This is a genomic window from Blautia glucerasea (assembly GCF_020537505.1).
Taxonomy (GTDB): Bacteria; Bacillota; Clostridia; order Lachnospirales; family Lachnospiraceae; genus Blautia_A.
In genome coordinates this window covers 27,629-46,307 of the sequence record NZ_JAJBMO010000025.1, presented here as the reverse complement: position 1 = coordinate 46,307, position 18,679 = coordinate 27,629, and the positions used below count along the sequence as shown (strand labels likewise).

General features: G+C 44.6%; 16 protein-coding genes and 2 pseudogenes. 15 read left to right on the top strand and 3 right to left on the bottom strand.

All coding sequences use genetic code 11. The features are described from left to right. The first annotated feature begins 44 nt into the window (after nucleotides 1-44). From LIQ05_RS15930 to LIQ05_RS15910, 5 genes are read left to right on the top strand one after another with little or no spacing between them, the layout of a single operon-like run. Entirely contained in the window at nucleotides 45-1,559 is a 1,515-nt protein-coding gene (locus tag LIQ05_RS15930; RefSeq protein WP_226822244.1) for a sugar ABC transporter ATP-binding protein, read from the top strand. Continuing rightward, nucleotides 1,549-2,523: an ABC transporter permease gene (locus LIQ05_RS15925; protein ID WP_226822242.1), complete on the top strand. Its 975-nt coding sequence runs from the start codon at nucleotides 1,549-1,551 to the stop codon at nucleotides 2,521-2,523. Before LIQ05_RS15930 ends, LIQ05_RS15925 begins: the two co-directional genes overlap by 11 nt. 10 nt (nucleotides 2,524-2,533) lie before the next feature. Next, nucleotides 2,534-3,508, top strand: coding sequence for an ABC transporter permease (locus LIQ05_RS15920; RefSeq protein ID WP_226822240.1), 975 nt, complete (start codon nucleotides 2,534-2,536; stop codon nucleotides 3,506-3,508). Between the two features lie 16 nt (nucleotides 3,509-3,524). Continuing rightward, on the top strand, nucleotides 3,525-4,544 hold the full coding sequence (locus LIQ05_RS15915; RefSeq protein ID WP_226822238.1) for a hypothetical protein: 1,020 nt from the start codon (nucleotides 3,525-3,527) through the stop codon (nucleotides 4,542-4,544). A 48-nt stretch (nucleotides 4,545-4,592) separates the two neighbouring features. Beyond that, nucleotides 4,593-5,660 (top strand): MBL fold metallo-hydrolase, encoded by a 1,068-nt coding sequence (locus tag LIQ05_RS15910; RefSeq protein ID WP_226822236.1) that lies wholly within the window; start codon nucleotides 4,593-4,595, stop codon nucleotides 5,658-5,660. 64 nt (nucleotides 5,661-5,724) lie between these two features. On the opposite strand, the gene LIQ05_RS15905 is transcribed toward LIQ05_RS15910, so the two are convergent. Both LIQ05_RS15905 and LIQ05_RS15900 read right to left on the bottom strand, forming a co-directional pair. Then, nucleotides 5,725-5,931, bottom strand: a complete 207-nt coding sequence (locus LIQ05_RS15905) for a TA system antitoxin ParD family protein (protein WP_226822234.1) — start codon at nucleotides 5,929-5,931, stop codon at nucleotides 5,725-5,727. Further along, nucleotides 5,931-6,950, bottom strand: a complete 1,020-nt coding sequence (locus LIQ05_RS15900; protein ID WP_226822232.1) for an SPFH domain-containing protein — start codon at nucleotides 6,948-6,950, stop codon at nucleotides 5,931-5,933. The genes LIQ05_RS15905 and LIQ05_RS15900 overlap by 1 nt, the downstream gene beginning before the upstream one ends. 127 nt (nucleotides 6,951-7,077) lie before the next feature. Here LIQ05_RS15900 and LIQ05_RS15895 point away from each other — a divergent pair, with 127 nt between their 5' ends. The 5 genes and pseudogenes from LIQ05_RS15895 to LIQ05_RS20745 all read left to right on the top strand — a co-directional run. Then, on the top strand, nucleotides 7,078-7,410 hold the full coding sequence (locus LIQ05_RS15895; protein ID WP_226822230.1) for a glycoside hydrolase family 3 C-terminal domain-containing protein: 333 nt from the start codon (nucleotides 7,078-7,080) through the stop codon (nucleotides 7,408-7,410). A gap of 505 nt (nucleotides 7,411-7,915) precedes the next feature. Beyond that, nucleotides 7,916-8,704 (top strand): transporter substrate-binding domain-containing protein, encoded by a 789-nt coding sequence (locus tag LIQ05_RS15890; RefSeq protein ID WP_416386005.1) that lies wholly within the window; start codon nucleotides 7,916-7,918, stop codon nucleotides 8,702-8,704. A 14-nt stretch (nucleotides 8,705-8,718) separates the two neighbouring features. Continuing rightward, nucleotides 8,719-9,510, top strand: coding sequence for an amino acid ABC transporter permease (locus LIQ05_RS15885; RefSeq protein ID WP_226822226.1), 792 nt, complete (start codon nucleotides 8,719-8,721; stop codon nucleotides 9,508-9,510). Between the two features lie 2 nt (nucleotides 9,511-9,512). Next, nucleotides 9,513-10,253, top strand: a complete 741-nt coding sequence (locus tag LIQ05_RS15880; protein ID WP_330634022.1) for an amino acid ABC transporter ATP-binding protein — start codon at nucleotides 9,513-9,515, stop codon at nucleotides 10,251-10,253. 103 nt (nucleotides 10,254-10,356) lie between these two features. Beyond that, nucleotides 10,357-10,515 (top strand): annotated as a pseudogene (locus tag LIQ05_RS20745) (hypothetical protein); the annotation flags it as partial. On the opposite strand, the pseudogene LIQ05_RS20740 reads toward LIQ05_RS20745, so the two are convergent. Next, nucleotides 10,456-10,584 (bottom strand): annotated as a pseudogene (locus LIQ05_RS20740) (DUF6783 domain-containing protein); the annotation flags it as partial. The pseudogenes LIQ05_RS20745 and LIQ05_RS20740 overlap by 60 nt on opposite strands. A 2-nt stretch (nucleotides 10,585-10,586) precedes the next feature. Between LIQ05_RS20740 and LIQ05_RS15875 the strand changes: the two are divergent. From LIQ05_RS15875 to LIQ05_RS15855, 5 genes are all read left to right on the top strand, one after another. Continuing rightward, entirely contained in the window at nucleotides 10,587-11,426 is an 840-nt protein-coding gene (locus LIQ05_RS15875; protein ID WP_226822222.1) for a S1 RNA-binding domain-containing protein, read from the top strand. Nucleotides 11,427-11,614: 188 nt separating this feature from the next. Next, nucleotides 11,615-15,115 (top strand): DNA polymerase III subunit alpha, encoded by a 3,501-nt coding sequence (locus tag LIQ05_RS15870; RefSeq protein ID WP_226822220.1) that lies wholly within the window; start codon nucleotides 11,615-11,617, stop codon nucleotides 15,113-15,115. Between the two features lie 285 nt (nucleotides 15,116-15,400). Further along, nucleotides 15,401-16,390: a 6-phosphofructokinase gene (gene pfkA, locus LIQ05_RS15865; RefSeq protein ID WP_226822218.1), complete on the top strand. Its 990-nt coding sequence runs from the start codon at nucleotides 15,401-15,403 to the stop codon at nucleotides 16,388-16,390. A gap of 261 nt (nucleotides 16,391-16,651) precedes the next feature. After that, complete coding sequence (locus LIQ05_RS15860) at nucleotides 16,652-17,944, top strand: TrkH family potassium uptake protein (protein WP_226822216.1); 1,293 nt, start codon at nucleotides 16,652-16,654, stop codon at nucleotides 17,942-17,944. Between the two features lie 75 nt (nucleotides 17,945-18,019). Beyond that, the gene (locus tag LIQ05_RS15855; protein ID WP_226822214.1) at nucleotides 18,020-18,676 is read left to right on the top strand and encodes a potassium channel family protein; all 657 of its coding nucleotides are present in this window, start codon (nucleotides 18,020-18,022) and stop codon (nucleotides 18,674-18,676) included. The last annotated feature ends 3 nt before the right edge of the window (nucleotides 18,677-18,679 follow it).

Here is an 18,679-nt window from a genome sequence, read left to right as displayed (position 1 = left end):
TGGGTTCAAAAGCCCACCTGCTGTCTTAGAAAAGGAGTACATATATGGATCGTGAATATTTAACACTGGAGCATATAGAAAAATCCTTTGGCGGTAACCGGGCACTGAAAGATGTAAGTTTTTCTGTAAAAAAGGGAACCGTACATGTGCTGGCGGGAGAGAATGGAGCGGGAAAGAGCACCGTTTTAAAAATTTTATGCGGAAATTACCATGCAGATTCCGGAGAAATTTACCTGGAAGGCAACAAAATTGTGGCTGCGAATCCAAGACAGGCACAGGATCTTGGAATAGCCATGGTATATCAAGAACTTACGCTGGTAAGCGAGCTGACCGTTGAAGAAAATCTTTTTCTTTCTATAGAGCCAAAGAATAAATTCGGTTTAATTGACAGAAAAGAAGTAAGAAAACGTATTCTTGCCTTGATGGATGAATATGACATTCATATCAATCCAAAGGCAATTGCTGGCAGATTATCTGTTGCAGAACAGCAAATGGCTGAAATTCTGAAAGTCTTATTAAAAAATCCTCAGATTATCATTTTAGACGAGCCAACATCTTCCCTGCAAAGTGAAGAAGTAGTTAAGTTATTTAATATTGTACGAAATTTAGTAAAAAAAGAGAAAACAATCATTTTTATTTCACATAGAATGGAAGAAGTTTTTGAGATCGGAGATTATGTAACTGTATTCAAGGATGGAACCTTTGTTGGAACCCGTAAGATTTCTGAAATCGATGTTGATGAACTGATTAAGATGATGGTTGGAAGACCATTGACTCAGATCTACCCTAAGAAATCAGAAATGGTAGAGGACACAGTTTTACTTGAGGTTAAAAATCTAAAATCAGAGAAATTAAATGATGTTTCCTTCCAGCTTCATAAAGGAGAAATCCTGGGTATTGCTGGTCTTCAAGGTCATGGACAGACAGAATTGCTGGATGCAGTCAGCGGTGTGCATAAGCTTACACAAGGAACTATTAAAGTTGATGGAAAAGAGGCAAAAATTAAAAATGCAAAACAGGCATTAGATAATGGAATTGCCCTGGTTCCCTGCGATCGTAAAAACGAAGGGTTGATGTTGATTCTTCCAATCCAGCAGAATTTAGCGCTCTGTTCATTAGATAAGCGCTCAAAAGCAGGTTTCATTAACCTAAAAGAAGAGCAGAAATTTGCAGAAGAAACCCGTAAAAGCTTAAAAATCAAACTTCATAATCTTACTGATCCAGTTTCCAGCCTTAGTGGAGGTAATCAGCAGAAGATTGTTCTAGGAAAAGAACTTGGAACAGATCCTAAAATAATGCTATTTAATGATCCAACAAGAGGAATTGATGTTGAAGCTAAGAGTGATTTCTATAACATTATGAGAAAACAGGCTACGGAAGGAATCGGTGTAGTTTTGTGCTCCAGTGACATGATGGAAATTATCGGCATGAGTGACCGCGTACTTGTAATGTATGAAGGAAGAATTACCGGTGAGCTTCAGAAAGATGAATTAAGCGAAGAATTAATAATGAAGAAATCAATGGGAATTGTAGAGGAGGTGGCAGAAAGTGATAAATAAGGTGAAAGCTTTGCTGAAAGATCAGGACTTTATGCACCGCTATGCAAGTGTAATTTTTGCAGGACTGTTCCTTTTGGCATTTAACATTCTGGCAATTGTAATGAATTCTACATTCCTGTCGCTGAGAAATATTAACCGATTGATTGAAGCAGCATTTCCGTTAATGATGGTAGCTTTTGGACAGACAATTTGTCTTTTGATTGGAGGAATTGATATTTCCCTCGGGTCTATTGTTTCTTTGACAAACGTTGTCTGTATTACATTCATTAATGCTGATTCCGAATTTGGATGGATACCTGGAATTTTAGCAGCAATAGTTTGTGGATTTCTGTGCGGGGCGTTAAATGGATTCATTACACAGCAATTTCATATTCCAGCACTGATTGTAACTATATCCATGTCAATTGTGTATGCTGGTTTAGCACTATTTATTATGCCAGTTCCTGGCGGTATGATGCATATGGGGTTCTATAAATTTATTAAATTTAAATTTTTTGATGTAATCCCGAACAGTATTATTCTAATTTTTATTATTTTGGTAATTGTAAGAACAATTACAAACAGAACTGCGTTTGGAAAAGCTGTCCGCGCAATGGGAGGAAATGTTCAGTCTGCGTATTCAGCTGGAATTAATATTAAGAAAACAGGAATACTTGCATTTGGTTTATCTGGATTACTGTGTGGACTTGGTGGAATTTATATGGCAGTATATATTAATTCGGGCGACCCTACAATTGGAACTGGAATGCAGATGAATGCTATTTCCGCATCTGTAATTGGTGGTGTATCTATGGTAGGAGCGAATGGTGATCTGATTGGGACTATGTTTGGAGTGTTCATTTTTACTTTAATCAGTAACCTACTGAACCTGAATGGTATTTCAACTAACTATCAGTTCTTGATCAAAGGCTTCATTTTGATTGTAGCGCTGGCAATTAGTTCAATACGGAATCGTGAAGAGTGAGGTGACATAAATGGGTGAGGCAAATGCTGTGAAAAAAAATAATTTCATACAGACGTTAATGCGTCCGCAAGTGCTGGTGTATGTGATTCTGATTATTATGCTGATTATAGCCAATATTGTGTCGCCAGGATATCTGAAGGGAAAACACTTACTGAGTATGCTGAGAATTGCAGCATTTCTTGGAATTGTATGTATTGGACAAAATCTTGTAATTTTAATTGGTGGTATTGATATGGGTGTTCCCTATGTCATTATGATTGGTAATGTTATTGGGGCGGAGATTCTTAAGGGTCAGGATTCTAATATTGGAAAAGCACTGGTTGCAGTTATTTTAGCTGGTGCAATTATAGGTATTATTGAAAGTATTGGAATTAATTACTTTAAGATAAATGCATTTATCATGACATTGGGAATGGGAATTATTGTTGAAGGTGTTGCGATGGTAACGACAGGAGGAGCTCCGAAGGGTTCTTCTTCTCCAATACTTACTAAGCTTACCTCAATGAATACTATTGGTGGAATTTCTGGAATCATTATTATTTGGGCAATTGCAGCGACTGTATTTATTATTGTTATGAAATATACGAAATTTGGCCGCTATGTGTATGCGTTGGGAGCTAATTCAACTGGAGCAAGATTTTCTGGTGTTCATACAAAGAAAATCAGGGCACTGGTATATATTGTATCTCCAATCGTGTGTGCATTCGTAGGATTTATGCTGGTTGGCTATACTGGAACGACCTATCTGGAGGTTGGTGACAGTTATGATCCATCTAATATTGCTGCAGTTATTCTTGGGGGTACAGCAGTTACAGGAGGACGTGGAAGTTATGTTGGAACTATCGCAGGTGTCTTGATTATGACGATATTGACAGATTTCCTTACCATTCTTAATGTAAATGAAGCAATTCGTACTATGGTAAACGGAATCGTACTGATTGTGCTACTGATTGCTTATTCCAGAAATAACACAAAAGATGTATAAGAAAGCTGGTGGTATTATGAATTTTAAAATAGTTCATGAAAAATATTGTCCAGGAGTTTATGGGGCAGGAAAAGTTGTTCGGAATCAGAAAGAATGGGTTGCATTTGTATCAGAATTGGAAGGAACTGGAGTCATTGATCTGGTTGATCCGGATACTTTTGAAACTGTCTGTGCCAGTACAGCGCCTGGTGGGGGAATGAATATTGTGCCATTGAAGGAAAATGGGGAGTTCCTTTGTATTCAGAAGTTTTTTCCTGTGTTTAAATCTGAAGGCGCAGATGTAGTTTGGGGCTATGAGGATGAAAACGGCTATCATACAAAAGAGGTATTGCAGCTTCCATTTTTGCACAGAATCGAAGTGGTTCAGATTCGAAATGAGGATTACCTCATGTGTGCAACATTGTGTAAAACAAAAGAATATATTGATGACTGGAGTTATCCAGGAAGTGTTTATGTTGGTAAAATTAATTATGAGGAACGTTCAATTGGTGAATTGCAGGTTGTTTATGCTGATATTTTCCAGAATCATGGTCTGACTAAGCTTGAAAATCAAGGAGGAATCCTTATTGCTGGAAAGAATGGAGTACACCGTTTAGTGCCACCGGCAGTAGAGAATGATGAGTGGGAAATTATTGAAGAAATCACAGACCCCACAAGTGATTGTGTCGCAGTAGATATCGATGGAGATGGGGAGCTTGAGTATGGCACAATCACTCCATTTCATGGCAAAGATTTTAATATTTATAAAAAAACAGATGGGAAATTTAAGAAAATTTATACACTTCCGGGAACTCATAAATTTGGACATGCTATTTGGGCCGGTGCTTTTAATGGCAAGCCAGCATTTATTGTAGGATTCCGAGATGCGGGAAAAGAGCTTATTTTGGTTGAGCAAAATGGAGAAAAGATTGAAGAACATTTGATTGATGCTAATCTTGGCCCGGCAAATGTAACTGTAATACCTCACAAACAAGGAGATCTTATCTGTGCGGCAAACAGACAGACAGACCGTTACACTGTTTACTGTGCAGAATGATAATAACAAATAACTTAAAATAAACGAAAGCGTAAAGGAGAAAAAATTATGGGTAATGAAGTGGAAAAAACAGATGGAAGAGGTTTAGTATCTGGAAAATGGATTAGAACAAACAGAGAGATGACAAGAGAACGTTGGATTCTTGAGTCTTTTCCAGAGTGGGGGACATTTTTAAATCAGCATATTGAGAACTATGAAGTGCCAAAGGGAGAAGTTGCTCTTTGGTGGTGTGGGGGTCCTTCATGGGTTCTGAAGACAGATGAAGGAGGTATTTTCCTTATTGACCAGTGGTGTGGACCATCTCACTATACGACAATTGATTATTGTGGTGTGTGTAAGCAGAATGGTGCAGCAAGTATGAACTGGCTTCGCCTGAATCCACAGGTAATTGATCCATTTTCATTTAATAGAGTAGATGGTGTTTTCTGTACACATGTACATAATGATCATTGTGATATTTATACTGTTAAAGGAACTATGCAGACAACAGATGCTAAATATGTAGCTCCGCCGGAAACTGTAAAGAGATTAAAAGAATTTGAGGTTCCGGATGACAGAATTATTACTGCGCATGTAGGCGAAAGCATTAAAATGGCAGGAGCAGAAATTGTATTCCTGAAAAACTATGATGATTGCGCAACAAAGACTGGAGATGGTCCTGCACAGCCATACGATGAGGTTGCAACTTCTTTCCTGTTCAAAACATCTGCTGGAAATATCTTATTCTTGGGAGATACCTGGTATAATGATGGATATGTTGCAATTGGCCAGAAGTATGATATTGATGTTGCTATTTTTGATATCGGTTGGAACGAGCCTGGTGCATTTGATAAGATGACACCTTATGATGGTGCGAGACTTGGAAAAGCGTTAAAAGCAAAGGTCCTTATCCCAGATCATTGGGAGAACTGGGCAAACTCTTCTTCAGATCCGGATATGCTGGTAAGACAGTTCGAGGACCTGTGTGTAGATTGCTGCCCAGAGTGCAAAACTGTTATTATGCGTTGCGCTGGACAGTTCAACTATCCATCAGATCAGGACATCAAACGTTACAGATATCCAAGCCAGAAGGAAAACTTCCGTTTGGAGCATTCTATTTACGGAAAAGAAGCATAATAAGTAGTAAGCAGAGGGGCTGGTCGTTTAGATCAGCCCCTTCCTTGTATATTACTCTATAATTCTATTTAATATCCAGTTCCGGCGGCTCATCCATAGTGTCGGAAACATATTTCCCGTTCTTTTTACGCTGCCGGACGCATTCAGTAAGCAGATACTCGATCTGGCCGTTGACGGAGCGGAAATCATCTTCTGCCCAGGCGGCAATCTGATCATAAAGCTTTGCAGAAAGCCTGAGCGGAATCTGTTTCTTTGGTCTGGTATCAGCCATTAGTACAGACTGCCGGAATTAACCACCGGCTGGGCATCGTGATTGCCACACAGTACAACGAGAAGATTAGAAACCATGGCCGCTTTCCGCTCCTCGTCAAGCTCAACCACATTGTTCTCATTCAACCGTTCCAGTGCCATTTCAACCATGCCAACAGCACCATCTACGATCATCTTTCTCGCATCAATAATAGCAGAAGCCTGCTGTCTCTGCAGCATAACAGCTGCAATTTCAGGAGCATAAGCCAGATAGGTGATGCGTGCCTCAATAATCTCAAGACCAGCCTCCGCAACCTTCTGCTGAATCTCATCCCGGATACGTCCGGCTACAATTTCGCTGGAACCACGCAGGCTGCCCTCATCTGCAACGCCATCCCCTGTTGTATCCACATTCGGAGCCACATCATAAGGATAAATTCTTACAATATTACGAAGGGCACTGTCACACTGCAGGGAAAGATATTCCTTATAGTTATCAACATTAAAAACAGCCTTTGCAGTATCTGTCACACGCCACATAACCGCAATTCCAATTTCTACAGGATTACCCAGACAGTCATTGATCTTCTGACGGTTATTATTCAGCGTCATGATTTTCAGGGAAATCTTCTTACTTACATAAGAGCTATTGGAAGATCCACCAGTGCCTGCCGCAGCTAATGTCAAAACTGATTTGGCAGTATTACCGCCATCCACATCGCCGCTCTGATTTAATTTCGTCTTAGCTGCCGGATTCACTGCTGTACAAAAAGGATTTACCCAATAAAAGCCATCATCCTTCAGTGTGCCCACATAATTACCGAACAAAGTAAGCACCAGGGCCTCCTGGGGTTTCAGTACCTTTAATCCAAGAAATGGAATCCATCCCAAGGATAACCAGATGAATCCGACTGTAGCCATTGGAATACAGTAAAAGATGGAACCGATTACAGCAAGTGCTGTTGCTGCCGCATACAACAAAATGAAGAGAATCATCATTGCCATACCATTTTTCTTACTGCTTAAAACTTTTTCCTGCATAATAAACCTCCTGACTGGTATATGCATTGCTTTACCATAAAGATATGTATGAACTGGTTGATGTATAAATGATATCATTTTAATATCAAAATGTCAATACTGAAGAATCTTTGATGTGTAGAGGAAAATGCTGCGCAAGCCAGGCTCTTATAATACTCCGGTGCATCGTCAGAAAATCCTTGATGCGGCCCGCGAGTCCATCATCCTTCTGAAAAACGAAAAGAACCAGCTCCCTCTTTCCCAGGAAAAGACCAAAAAGGTTCTTGTGATCGGCGACAACGCCAACCGTATTCAGTCCTACGGCGGCATTGCACCGGAAATTCTGGAAAAACAGAATGCATACCGCGCCGGGGTTGTGAAAAAGACAGCAGAAGGCGGCTACGACACCGTAATCTTCGTAGACGGACAGAATCACTTTCAGGATCTGGAGGGACATGACCGCCCGGATATGAAACTATGACACCAGACAGGTACCGGTCCTTTTCCCATTTGGTTACGGGCTCTCTTACACTGAATTTGTGTACAGCAATTTGCGTGTGGAAGGCTGATTTAGGTTACTGTTCACTCCGTGACCAGTAACCGCTCCGCGATGCACAGAAATCATACATTCGCATGATTTCGCGCCGCAATTCTCGGGTTTTCTGTGAACGTTGTTCACAAAAAACACCTCGCGGAATATTACCAGTGAACAGTAACGATTTAGGTTACTGTATTAAATTTTCTGTTCTTCCCCTCTTGACTTCTCCCATAAACAAGAGTAATATGAACTACAACGCAATGGCGCGTTAGTGTGATAACGCCGCCATTGCTTTTTTTTTACCTCAAAACGAGGAAACACGCTGGAAAAAGCCGGCTGTGATGTGATTAATGAGTTTAACAAAGAGGAGGAAAGAAGCATGAAAAAGAGCTATTTATGGAGAAAAATGACAAGTGGTCTTATGGCAGCTGCTGTTACGGTAACCGCAATGCCGGGATTTGGACTTACAATGGTACAGGCAGAAGAGAAAAAAACATTAAAGGTAGCAATGGAGTGCAGCTATGCACCATACAACTGGACACAGCCAGATGATTCCAATGGAGCAGTTCCTATTTCCGGAAGCTCTGATTACGCATATGGATACGACGTTATGATGGCAAAGAAAATCTGCGACGAGCTGGGCTACGATCTGGAAATCGTGAAACTGGACTGGGATTCCCTGGTACCGGCTGTACAGTCTGGAAAGGTTGACTGTGTTATCGCAGGTCAGTCCATTACCTCCGAGCGCCAGCAGATGGTAGACTTCACAGAGCCATACTACTATGCATCCATCGTCACCCTGGTAAAAAGTGACGGAGACTATGCAGACGCTGCAAGTGTAGCAGACTTAAAAGGCGTAACCTGTACATCCCAGCAGAATACCATCTGGTATGATTCCTGCCTGCCACAGATCGAAGACGCAAACATCCTTCCGGCACAGGAAAGTGCACCGGCTATGCTGGTTGCCCTGGAGTCCGGGAAATGTGATGCCGTTGTAACAGATATGCCTACTGGAATGGCAGCCTGCGTAGCTTACCCGGATTTTAAGCTCCTTGATTTCTCTGGCACAGACGGCGCCTTCGAAGTATCTGACGAGGATATCAACATCGGTATTTCCGTACAGAAAGGCAACACCGAGCTTCTGGATGCCCTGAACGGCGTACTGGACAAAATGACAGAAGATGATTACACCGCAATGATGGACGAGGCAATTTCTGTACAGCCACTTTCTGAGTAAAGGAGATAAAAACTATGCTTCCTGAAACCTTCTGGGGCCGGATCCAGTATCTGCTCCAGCAATACGGTTCCTCCTTTTTATCAGGAGCCGGAAATACAATGATCATAGCCATTGTAGGCACCTTTTTAGGGTGCCTTATTGGCTTTATAGTTGGAATTATCCAAACAATTCCTGTAGATAAAAGAGATTCCACCGTCAAAAAGACACTGGTTGGAATTCTCAAATTTATTATGGCATGTTACGTGGAGTTTTTCCGCGGCACACCTATGATGGTACAGGCCATGTTCATCTATTATGGAAGTGCTTACCTGTTCAACATTAACATGTCTATGTGGTTCGCCGCATTCTTTGTAGTTTCTATCAACACCGGAGCCTACATGGCAGAAACTGTCCGCGGCGGAATCCTTTCTGTTGACGAAGGCCAGACCGAGGCAGCCAAAGCCATTGGAATGACTCACGTACAGACTATGATAAGCGTTATTCTTCCCCAGGCTCTGCGCAACATTATGCCTCAGATCGGCAACAACCTGATCATCAACATCAAAGATACCTGTGTCCTTTCCATCATTGGAATCGTAGAACTTTTCTACACCACAAAAGGCGTTGCCGGAGCTTACTACACCTATTTCGAAGCCTTCACCATCGCTATGGTAATGTATTTCATCCTTACCTTTGTATGCTCCAGACTGCTCCGCCTGCTGGAACACAGGATGGAAGGGCCGCAGAACTATGACCTTGCCACAACGGATACACTGGCTCACACAAGTGGTCTGTATTCCTACCCTAAGAAAAAGGAGGAGAAATGATCATGAGTGAAAAAATCCTTGAAGTGAACCATCTGGAAAAAGCATTCGGCAGCAACCAGGTCCTGAGGGACATTGATTTTTCCGTAAGCCCGGGTGATGTAACTTGTATTATCGGGCCCTCCGGATCCGGTAAATCCACCCTGCTCCGTTGTCTGAACATGCTGGAAACTCCGTCCTCCGGAGAAATCAGTTACCACGGAACCGACATTACCAGCAAGAACGTAAACGTTCCGGAATACCGTTCCAAAGTAGGTATGGTGTTCCAGAATTTTAACCTTTTCAACAACATGACAGCTCTGAAAAACTGCACCATCGGCCAGGTCAAGGTTTTAAAAAAGAGCAAAGAAGAGGCTGAGAAAAAAGCCCTGTATTATCTGGAAAAAGTAGGAATGGCGCCATACATTAACGCCAAACCAAAACAGCTTTCCGGAGGCCAGAAACAGCGTGTGGCAATCGCAAGAGCCCTTGCCATGGAACCGGAAATCCTGCTTTTTGATGAGCCGACTTCTGCACTGGATCCCCAGATGGTGGGAGAGGTTCTGGAGGTTATGAGAGACCTTGCACACGAAGGCCTGACCATGATCATCGTCACCCATGAGATGGCATTTGCCCGTGACGTTTCCAAGCGCGTCATTTTCATGGCAAACGGCGTCATTGTAGAAGACAGAACGCCGAAGGAACTGTTTGAAAACCCGCAGGATCCTCTGACAAGGGATTTCTTAAGCCGGTTTAGAAATGCGTAAAATAAAATGCAGAAAATCACAAAAAACGATTTTCTGCATTTTTTATCTTTACTTCAATAAGTTGATGTTCACAGTGGTGGGGAATGTGTGCTATACTGGATAAATAGAACTTGTTTACAATATATTTGAAATTCGGTATTTAACCATAGAGCCTGCCCGCAAAATTATTTCCGCAATCTGTGCGCCCCACTTTGCGGTATTTTTTCACCTGAATTCGGTTGCCGTAGCACGTTGCACCGCCTTCATCCAGGTAAAATCTCCCACAAATTGAGAAGCACATCTTGCAAAAAAGAGTTTTGGTGGGACACGCTCTTGCAGAATTAAGGAGAATCCATGATCGAAATAGGAAAAAAACAGAAGCTTATTGTGGTAAAGACCGTAGATTTCGGTGTTTACCTTGCAGCGGATAAAAATGCAGGACAGGAAGACAGAGTGCTTCTTCCTGCCAAACAGGTTCCGGAAGGAACCAGAGAAGGCGACACGCTGGACGTATTTATTTATAAAGATTCCAAAGACCGCCTGATCGCCACTACCAGAGAACCCCTTCTCCAGGTAGGCCAGACCGCAGTCCTGAAGGTCCTTCAGGTAACCAGGATTGGCGCATTCCTTGACTGGGGACTTGAGAAAGACCTGCTTCTTCCATACCATGAGCAGACCAGCCGCGTGCGGGAAGGCCAGGAATGTCTGGTAGCCCTCTACGTGGATAAGAGCAGCCGCCTCTGTGCTACCATGAAGGTATATCACTACCTTTCCACCAGAACTCCATACGTAGCAGGCGATTCCGTAAAAGGCCGCGTCTATGAGATCAGTGACCGCTTCGGCGTATTTGTAGCCGTTGATGACAAATATTCTGCCCTTATTCCTGCCAGGGAAGCCAACGGCAAATACCGCCCAGGCGAAGTCCTTGACCTCCGGGTTTCCGAGGTGAAAGAAGATGGCAAGATGAACGTCACCGACCGCCAGAAAGCTTACATCCAGATTAATGAAGATGCCGAGAGTGTCCTCAGCGTAATCGAAGAATTCGCCGGCGTCCTCCCCTTCGACGACAAAGCCTCTCCAGAGGTCATCAAACGCGAATTCGGTCTCAGCAAAAATGCGTTTAAACGCGCAGTTGGACACCTTCTCAAAGAAGGCAAGATCGAAATTAAGGACAGACGCATTTATAAAAAATAATTAAACCTGACACCCACTTATTGGAAAATAATAAAACCAGCATACCATATTGGAACCCTAAAATATGGTATGCCGTTTTTTTTTCTAAAAATACGAACGGGTGTTTACCAGAAATGCTGTATGTGTTAAACTGTTAGTTGATTATAAATATTATTGTTTTGCTATTTTGCGAAGAAGGAGACCTCACAATGGCATTTACCCACCTCCACGTCCACACGGAATACTCCCTGCTGGACGGTTCCAATAAAATCAAAGAATACGTTGCCCGTGTAAAGGAGCTTGGGATGGACAGCGCCGCCATCACAGACCACGGCGTTATGTACGGCGTCATCGACTTTTACCGGGCAGCAAGAGCAGCTGGAATCAACCCCATCCTAGGCTGCGAGGTATACGTAGCCCCTGGTTCCCGCTTTGACCGTGAGATCGGCAGTGGCGATGACCGCTACTACCATCTGGTACTCCTGGCAGAGAACAACCAGGGCTACCAGAACCTTATGAAAATCGTATCCAAAAGCTTCAAAGAAGGCTTTTATTATAAACCCCGGGTAGACCTGGATCTTCTCCGCGAATACCACGAAGGCCTGATCGCCCTGAGCGCCTGCCTGGCAGGTGAAGTAGCCCGCTTCCTCACCCGGGGCATGTACCCCGACGCCAGGAAAGCCGCTCTCCGTTACCAGGAAATCTTCGGCAAAGGCAACTTTTTTCTGGAACTTCAGGATCACGGAATCCCGGAACAGCAGAACGTAAACCAGCAGCTTCTCCGCATGCACCAGGAGACCGGAATCGACCTGGTAGCCACCAACGACATCCACTACACCTATAAAGAAGACGCTGACCCTCACGACATCCTTCTCTGCCTCCAGACAGGCAAGAAGCTCTCCGACACAGACCGTATGCGCTACGAAGGCGGCCAGTACTACGTGAAATCCGAACGGGAAATGGCAGCCCTTTTCCCATATGCATTGGAAGCCCTGGAGAACACCCACAAGATCGCCCAGCGCTGCCACGTAGAAATCGAATTCGGCGTAACCAAGCTGCCTAGATTCGATGTCCCAGAGGGTTACACTTCCTGGGAATACCTGAACAAGCTCTGCTTCGAAGGCCTGGAACGCCTGTACGATCCGGTCACCCCAGAACTTCGGGAGCGCCTGGAATATGAGCTGAACACCATCAAAAATATGGGTTACGTTGACTACTTCCTCATTGTATGGGACTTCATCCACTACGCCCGCAAAAACGGCATTGAAGTAGGTCCCGGACGAGGCTCCGCAGCCGGAAGTATCGTAGCCTACACGTTGGGAATCACCCTGCTTGACCCCATTAAATACGACCTTCTGTTTGAGCGGTTCCTGAACCCGGAACGAGTTTCCATGCCCGATATTGATGTGGATTTCGGCTTCGAGCGCAGACAGGAAGTAATCGACTACGTTGTGCGCAAATACGGCAAAGACTGTGTGGTTCAGATCGTTACCTTTGGTACCCTGGCAGCCCGTGGTGTTATCCGCGATGTAGGCCGTGTCCTTGATATGCCCTACGCCCAGGTGGACTCTATTGCGAAAATGGTTCCTGCCAAGATTCCCAATGTAAAAGTTGTCACTATCGACAAGGCCATGGAAGTAAACCCGGAGCTGAAGAAAGCATATGACGAGCAGCCGGATGTCCATCACCTGATCGACATGGCAAAACGTCTGGAAGGTCTTCCAAGACATACCTCCATGCATGCCGCTGGTGTAGTGATCAGCCAGAAGGATGTTTCCGAATACGTGCCTCTTTCCAGAGCCCAGGACGGAACCATCGTCACCCAGTTCGTCATGACCACGTTGGAAGAGCTTGGACTTCTGAAAATGGATTTCCTTGGTCTTCGAACCCTGACTGTTATCAACAACGCAGTAAAAAATGTAAAGAAAAACTATGGCATATCTCTTGATATGCAGAAAATAGACTACAACGACCAGAAGGTACTGGATTCCCTTGGAACCGGACGTACCGACGGTGTTTTCCAGCTGGAGAGCGGCGGAATGAAGGGCTTCATGAAAGAGCTGAAGCCTCACAGCCTTGAGGACGTGATCGCTGGAATTTCCCTGTACCGCCCAGGCCCCATGGATTTCATCCCCCAGTACATCCGGGGCAAGAACCGCCCGGACACCATCCACTATGATTGCCCACAGCTGGAGCCCATCTTGAAGGCAACCCACGGCTGTATCGTGTATCAGGAGCAGGTTATGCAGATCGTACAGAGCCTTGCTGGATTCACCCTGGGACGAAGCGACCTTCTCCGCCGGGCTATGTCCAAGAAGAAGCTTAGCGTCATGGAGAAAGAACGCCAGGCCTTCGTTTACGGAAATGAAGCGGAAGGGGTTCCAGGTTGTATTAAGAATGGAATTGATGAAAAGATCGCAAATAAGATCTACGATGAAATGATTGATTTTGCACAGTATGCTTTTAATAAATCCCATGCTGCAGCATATGCTTACGTTACCTACCAGACCGCTTTCCTGAAATACTATTATCCGGTAGAATACATGGCTGCCCTGATGACCTCTGTTATTGATAAGCCGGCCAAGGTTGCCGAGTATATTCAGGTCTGCCGTCAGATGAACATCCCTATTCTGCCGCCGGATATCAATAAAGGAGAGTACGGCTTTTCCGTATCAGGAGGCTCCATCCTCTATGCCCTTTCCGCCATTAAGAGTGTAGGCCGTCCGGTTATCGAGGCAATCGTGGCAGAGCGAAGGGAACACGGCGAATATCTTTCTATGAAGAACTTTATTGAGCGGAATATTGAAGCGGTGAACAAGCGTGCCATCGAGAACTTTATCAAGGCAGGTGCCCTGGATTGTCTGGAAGGAAACCGCCACCAGAAAATGATCGTTTTTGGTCAGATCGTGGACGATATTTCCCGTAATAAGAAGCTGTCCATGGCCGGACAGCTGAGCCTTTTTGACATTGCCAGCGAGGAGGATAAGAAAGAATTCGAGATCCGTATGCCCAACCTGGAAGAATACGACAAGGAGACCATTCTGGCCTATGAAAAAGAGGTTCTTGGCATTTACCTGAGCGGACATCCCCTTGACCGTTACCGCAGTATCATGGAGAAAATGATCTCTGCCAGAACCATTGATTTCCAGCCTTTAGACGAAGAGGACAATGAGTCCGGTGACCCAGATGAGTCCAGGGTAAGGGATAATCAGAAGGTTATTATTGGCGGAATGATCACGGAGAAAAATGTAAAATATACCAAGAACAATAAAGTGATGGCATTCCTCACCCTGGAGGATCTGCTTGGAACCGTGGAGGTTATGGTTTTCCCAAGAGACTATGAGAAGTGGCAGAACATGATAAACGAAGATGCCCGTGTATTTATCCAGGGCCGCGTATCCGCCGAGGACGACAAGGCCAGTAAGCTGATCCTGGAAAAGGTCCGCGCTTTTTCCGATATTCCAAGAGAACTCTGGATCCAGTTTGAGAGCAAGGACGACTATAACCAGAAGGAGAAGGAATTGCTGGAAGACCTGCGAAAGTCCCAGGGAACGGACAGTGTTGTGGTCTATCTGAAGGATGTAAAAGCCATGAAAAAATTGTCCGCAGCATACCATGTGAACCTGCAGGAGGACTGGCTTTGCCAGATGATGAAAAAATATGGTGGGAACAATGTTAAAGTAGTGGAAAAAGTCTTGAAAAACCTTTAAAAATGCTATAAACTAATGCTGAATATGTGTATAGAAAAACGAGGGCGCTTCCACTAAACGGACATGTCGTCTCCGGCGACATTACCATATATGAAAGTCAGTTGCTCCGCAACTGCCGAACGTATTCGTAATCCGGGCTAACGCCCTGCTTACTCATACGTTCCAGCCTGTCCGATATCCATGAATTCGACATGCAAGCATGACGAATTCACGGCTGCCGTCCAGGACTTTCATAGTAAAATGGAGACACAGCTCCCGACGATTCATAAGATGGAGGAGATTATTATGGCAGAAAACAAAGTTAAGACCATTGGTGTCCTGACCAGCGGCGGTGACGCTCCTGGAATGAATGCTGCAATCCGTGCAGTTGTTAGACGTGGACTGTCCAGCGGACTTAAAGTAAAAGGTATTCAGAAAGGTTATAACGGTCTTTTAAATGAAGAGATCATCGACATGACAGCAAGAGATGTATCTGACACCATCGAGCGTGGTGGTACAATTCTTTACACTGCAAGATGTGCCGAGTTCCGTACACCGGAAGGACAGCAGCGTGGTGCAGAGATCTGCCGCAAGCATGGTATTGATGGACTTGTTGTAATCGGTGGAGACGGTTCCTTTGCCGGCGCCCAGAAGCTTGCCAACCTTGGAATCAATACAATCGGTATTCCAGGAACCATCGACCTTGACATTGCATGTACCGAGTACACCATCGGTTTTGACACAGCTGTTAATACAGCTATGGAAGCAATTGATAAGGTTCGTGATACTTCTACTTCCCATGAGAGATGCAGTATCATCGAGGTTATGGGACGCGGTGCCGGCTGGCTTGCACTGTGGTGTGGTATCGCCAACGGAGCTGAGGATGTTCTGATCCCTGAGAAATATGACTATGATGAGCAGAAGCTGATCAATAACATTATTGAGAGCCGTAAGATGGGTAAGAAACACCATATCATCATCAATGCAGAGGGTATCGGTCATTCACAGGCTATGGCAACCCGTATTGAGGCTGCTACAGGAATCGAGACACGTGCTACTATCCTTGGTCACATGCAGCGTGGTGGAAGCCCTACATGTAAAGACCGTGTATATGCATCTATGATGGGTGCTATGGCAGTAGACCTTCTTCTGGAAGGCAAGAAGAGCCGTGTTGTTGGATACCGCCATGGTGATTTCGTTGATTTCGATATCAATGAAGCTCTTGCAATGGAGAAGAGCGTAACTCCATATATGTGGGAAGTTTGCGAGTCCCTTTCCCATAACTATAAGAAATAATAGCAAAAATACGGTTCACTTTGTTTTAGCCGCGTGTCCCGGGATTATTCCGGTGCGCCGGCAGCAGGTGGACCGTAATTATAAAAGAGTTATTGCTCACTGAATTCTCCACAAAGGTGTATTTTGTGATGCCTTCAGTGAATAATAACATAAAGGATGCTTATGTTCATTCAAAACCTGCAATATAAATTGCACAAACTGAATACGGCACAGATCATTACCCTCAGCTTTGCGGGGGTAATTTTTGTAGGGGGACTAATTTTGTGGCTGCCCTTCTGTACCGCAGCAGGCCAGACCACTTCGTTCTCAGATGCCATGTTTACAGCCACCACCTGTGTGTGCGTAACCGGGCTTGTGACGGTGACTATGGCCACACACTGGAGTCTGGCCGGCAGGCTGGTGATCCTTCTGCTGATACAGATTGGCGGAATTGGCCTGATCGCACTTGCCAGCATTATTTTTATTTACCTAAACAAAAAGATTAGTCTGAGAAACCGTCGGATGATCCAGGAATCCTACAATCTGGAGCAGATGTCCGGTCTTGTAACCGTGGTAAAAAAGGTGGTTCTCTGTGTATTTGCCGCAGAAGGGATTGGAGCAGCAGGTTATGCGTTTTGCTTTATTCCAAGATTTGGTCTTGTGAAAGGGCTTGCGCAGGCTGTTTTTACAGCGATTTCAGCCTTCTGCAATGCGGGGATTGATCTTCTCGGAGAGAATAGCCTGGCGGATTATGTGACCAACCCTTTGCTGAATATTGTTACCATGGGGCTGATCATTGCCTCTGGACTTGGATTTCCCGTATGGTGGGATCTCGGAAAAAGAATAAAAATGGTTTTTCAAAAGAAGCTTTCTCCTGGCAGATTTTTTAGGACGCTTCGTTTGCAGAGTAAGATCGTGTTGACCACAACCGGGATTTTACTGGCAGGAGGAACTGTTCTGATTCTCCTTTTTGAGTATCACAATCCGGACACCTTGGGAAAACTGTCTTTTGGACAGAAACTGATGGCTGCGGCATTTCAGTCTGTGACTACAAGAACTGCCGGATTTTTTACAATTGATCAGGGAGCGCTGACCAGCGGAAGTGTAATGAGCTGTCTGTTTCTTATGCTGGTGGGAGGTTCTCCTATGGGAACTGCCGGCGGGGTGAAGACGACCACACTTGCGGTAATTGTACTTTGTATCATCACCAACCTTCGGGGAAAAAAAGATGTGGAGGTTTACGGAAGAAAGATCCGCAGCAGTTATATCCGTTCCGCACAGGTTGTAGTGGGAATGGTGTTTGGTGTGCTGTTTATTTCCGTGTTGGGGATTTTTGCAGTAATGCCGGAGGCTTCATTTGTGGATGTGCTGTATGAGCTTACCTCCGCAGTTGGAACGGTAGGTCTTTCCAGAGGACTGACTTCCGTTATGAATACACCTGCCAAATGGATCGTTATTTTTACTATGTATCTTGGAAGAATTGGTCCGCTGACACTGGGCGCCGCTGTTGTATCCCGTGCGCAGAAGCGTACCAGGGATGTGCATCTGGCAGAAGAGAATATTATGATAGGATAAGAAATGTTGTCTGTGGGCGACATTATACCGCATGAAAGTCCGTTGCTTTCATGGCAGATTTTAAAGGAGATTACAATGAGCGGAAAATCCTTTGCAGTAATCGGACTGGGGCAGTTTGGAATGACCCTGGCGAAAGAGCTTGCTGAGTCGGATTATGATGTTTTGGCAATTGATGATAAAGACGAGAATATTCAGGAAATTGCAGATAGAGTTACCTATGCGGTGCGGGCTGATGTGCGCGAGCCTGGAATCCTGAAATCCCTTGGCGTGCAGAATGTAGATGTTGCGATCATTGCAGTTGCAGAGAATATGGAAGCCAGTATTACAGCCACCATGCAGGTGAAGGATCTGGGAGTTCCGCTTGTTCTGGCAAAGGCTATGAATTCACTTCATGGCCGGATCCTGGAGAAGATTGGTGCTGATCAGGTGATCTATCCGGAGCGTTCCATGGGTGTCCGCGTTGCACGTAATTTTACAGCCAGCGGATTTGAGGACGTGTTTGAGCTGTCTGCAGATTTCAGCATGGCGGAGTTTCGGATTCCGGCAGACTGGGCTGGAAAAAGCCTTTCCGAGACCAGAGCCCGTGAGAAATACTATATCAATGTGGTTGCGGTGAAACAGGGCGATTCAGTGAATGTAAATCTGGATCCCTCTGAAAAGCTGGAAGCGGGATGTATTCTGGTGGCAGTTGGCAGGAATGAGGATTTAAACAAATTCCGGAAACCGCTGTAGCAT

Bases quoted from the DNA above. Each gene is read 5' to 3' on its own strand.
- LIQ05_RS15930 (WP_226822244.1), top strand. From the start codon at position 45: ATGGATCGTGAATATTTAACACTGGAGCATATAGAAAAATCCTTTGGC.
- LIQ05_RS15920 (WP_226822240.1), top strand. From the start codon at position 2,534: ATGGGTGAGGCAAATGCTGTGAAAAAAAATAATTTCATACAGACGTTA.
- LIQ05_RS15915 (WP_226822238.1), top strand. From the start codon at position 3,525: ATGAATTTTAAAATAGTTCATGAAAAATATTGTCCAGGAGTTTATGGG.
- LIQ05_RS15910 (WP_226822236.1), top strand. From the start codon at position 4,593: ATGGGTAATGAAGTGGAAAAAACAGATGGAAGAGGTTTAGTATCTGGA.
- LIQ05_RS15905 (WP_226822234.1), bottom strand. From the start codon at position 5,931: ATGGCTGATACCAGACCAAAGAAACAGATTCCGCTCAGGCTTTCTGCA.
- LIQ05_RS15900 (WP_226822232.1), bottom strand. From the start codon at position 6,950: ATGCAGGAAAAAGTTTTAAGCAGTAAGAAAAATGGTATGGCAATGATG.
- LIQ05_RS15895 (WP_226822230.1), top strand. From the start codon at position 7,078: ATGCTGCGCAAGCCAGGCTCTTATAATACTCCGGTGCATCGTCAGAAA.
- LIQ05_RS15890 (WP_416386005.1), top strand. From the start codon at position 7,916: ATGCCGGGATTTGGACTTACAATGGTACAGGCAGAAGAGAAAAAAACA.
- LIQ05_RS15885 (WP_226822226.1), top strand. From the start codon at position 8,719: ATGCTTCCTGAAACCTTCTGGGGCCGGATCCAGTATCTGCTCCAGCAA.
- LIQ05_RS15880 (WP_330634022.1), top strand. From the start codon at position 9,513: ATGAGTGAAAAAATCCTTGAAGTGAACCATCTGGAAAAAGCATTCGGC.
- LIQ05_RS15875 (WP_226822222.1), top strand. From the start codon at position 10,587: ATGATCGAAATAGGAAAAAAACAGAAGCTTATTGTGGTAAAGACCGTA.
- LIQ05_RS15870 (WP_226822220.1), top strand. From the start codon at position 11,615: ATGGCATTTACCCACCTCCACGTCCACACGGAATACTCCCTGCTGGAC.
- pfkA (WP_226822218.1), top strand. From the start codon at position 15,401: ATGGCAGAAAACAAAGTTAAGACCATTGGTGTCCTGACCAGCGGCGGT.
- LIQ05_RS15855 (WP_226822214.1), top strand. From the start codon at position 18,020: ATGAGCGGAAAATCCTTTGCAGTAATCGGACTGGGGCAGTTTGGAATG.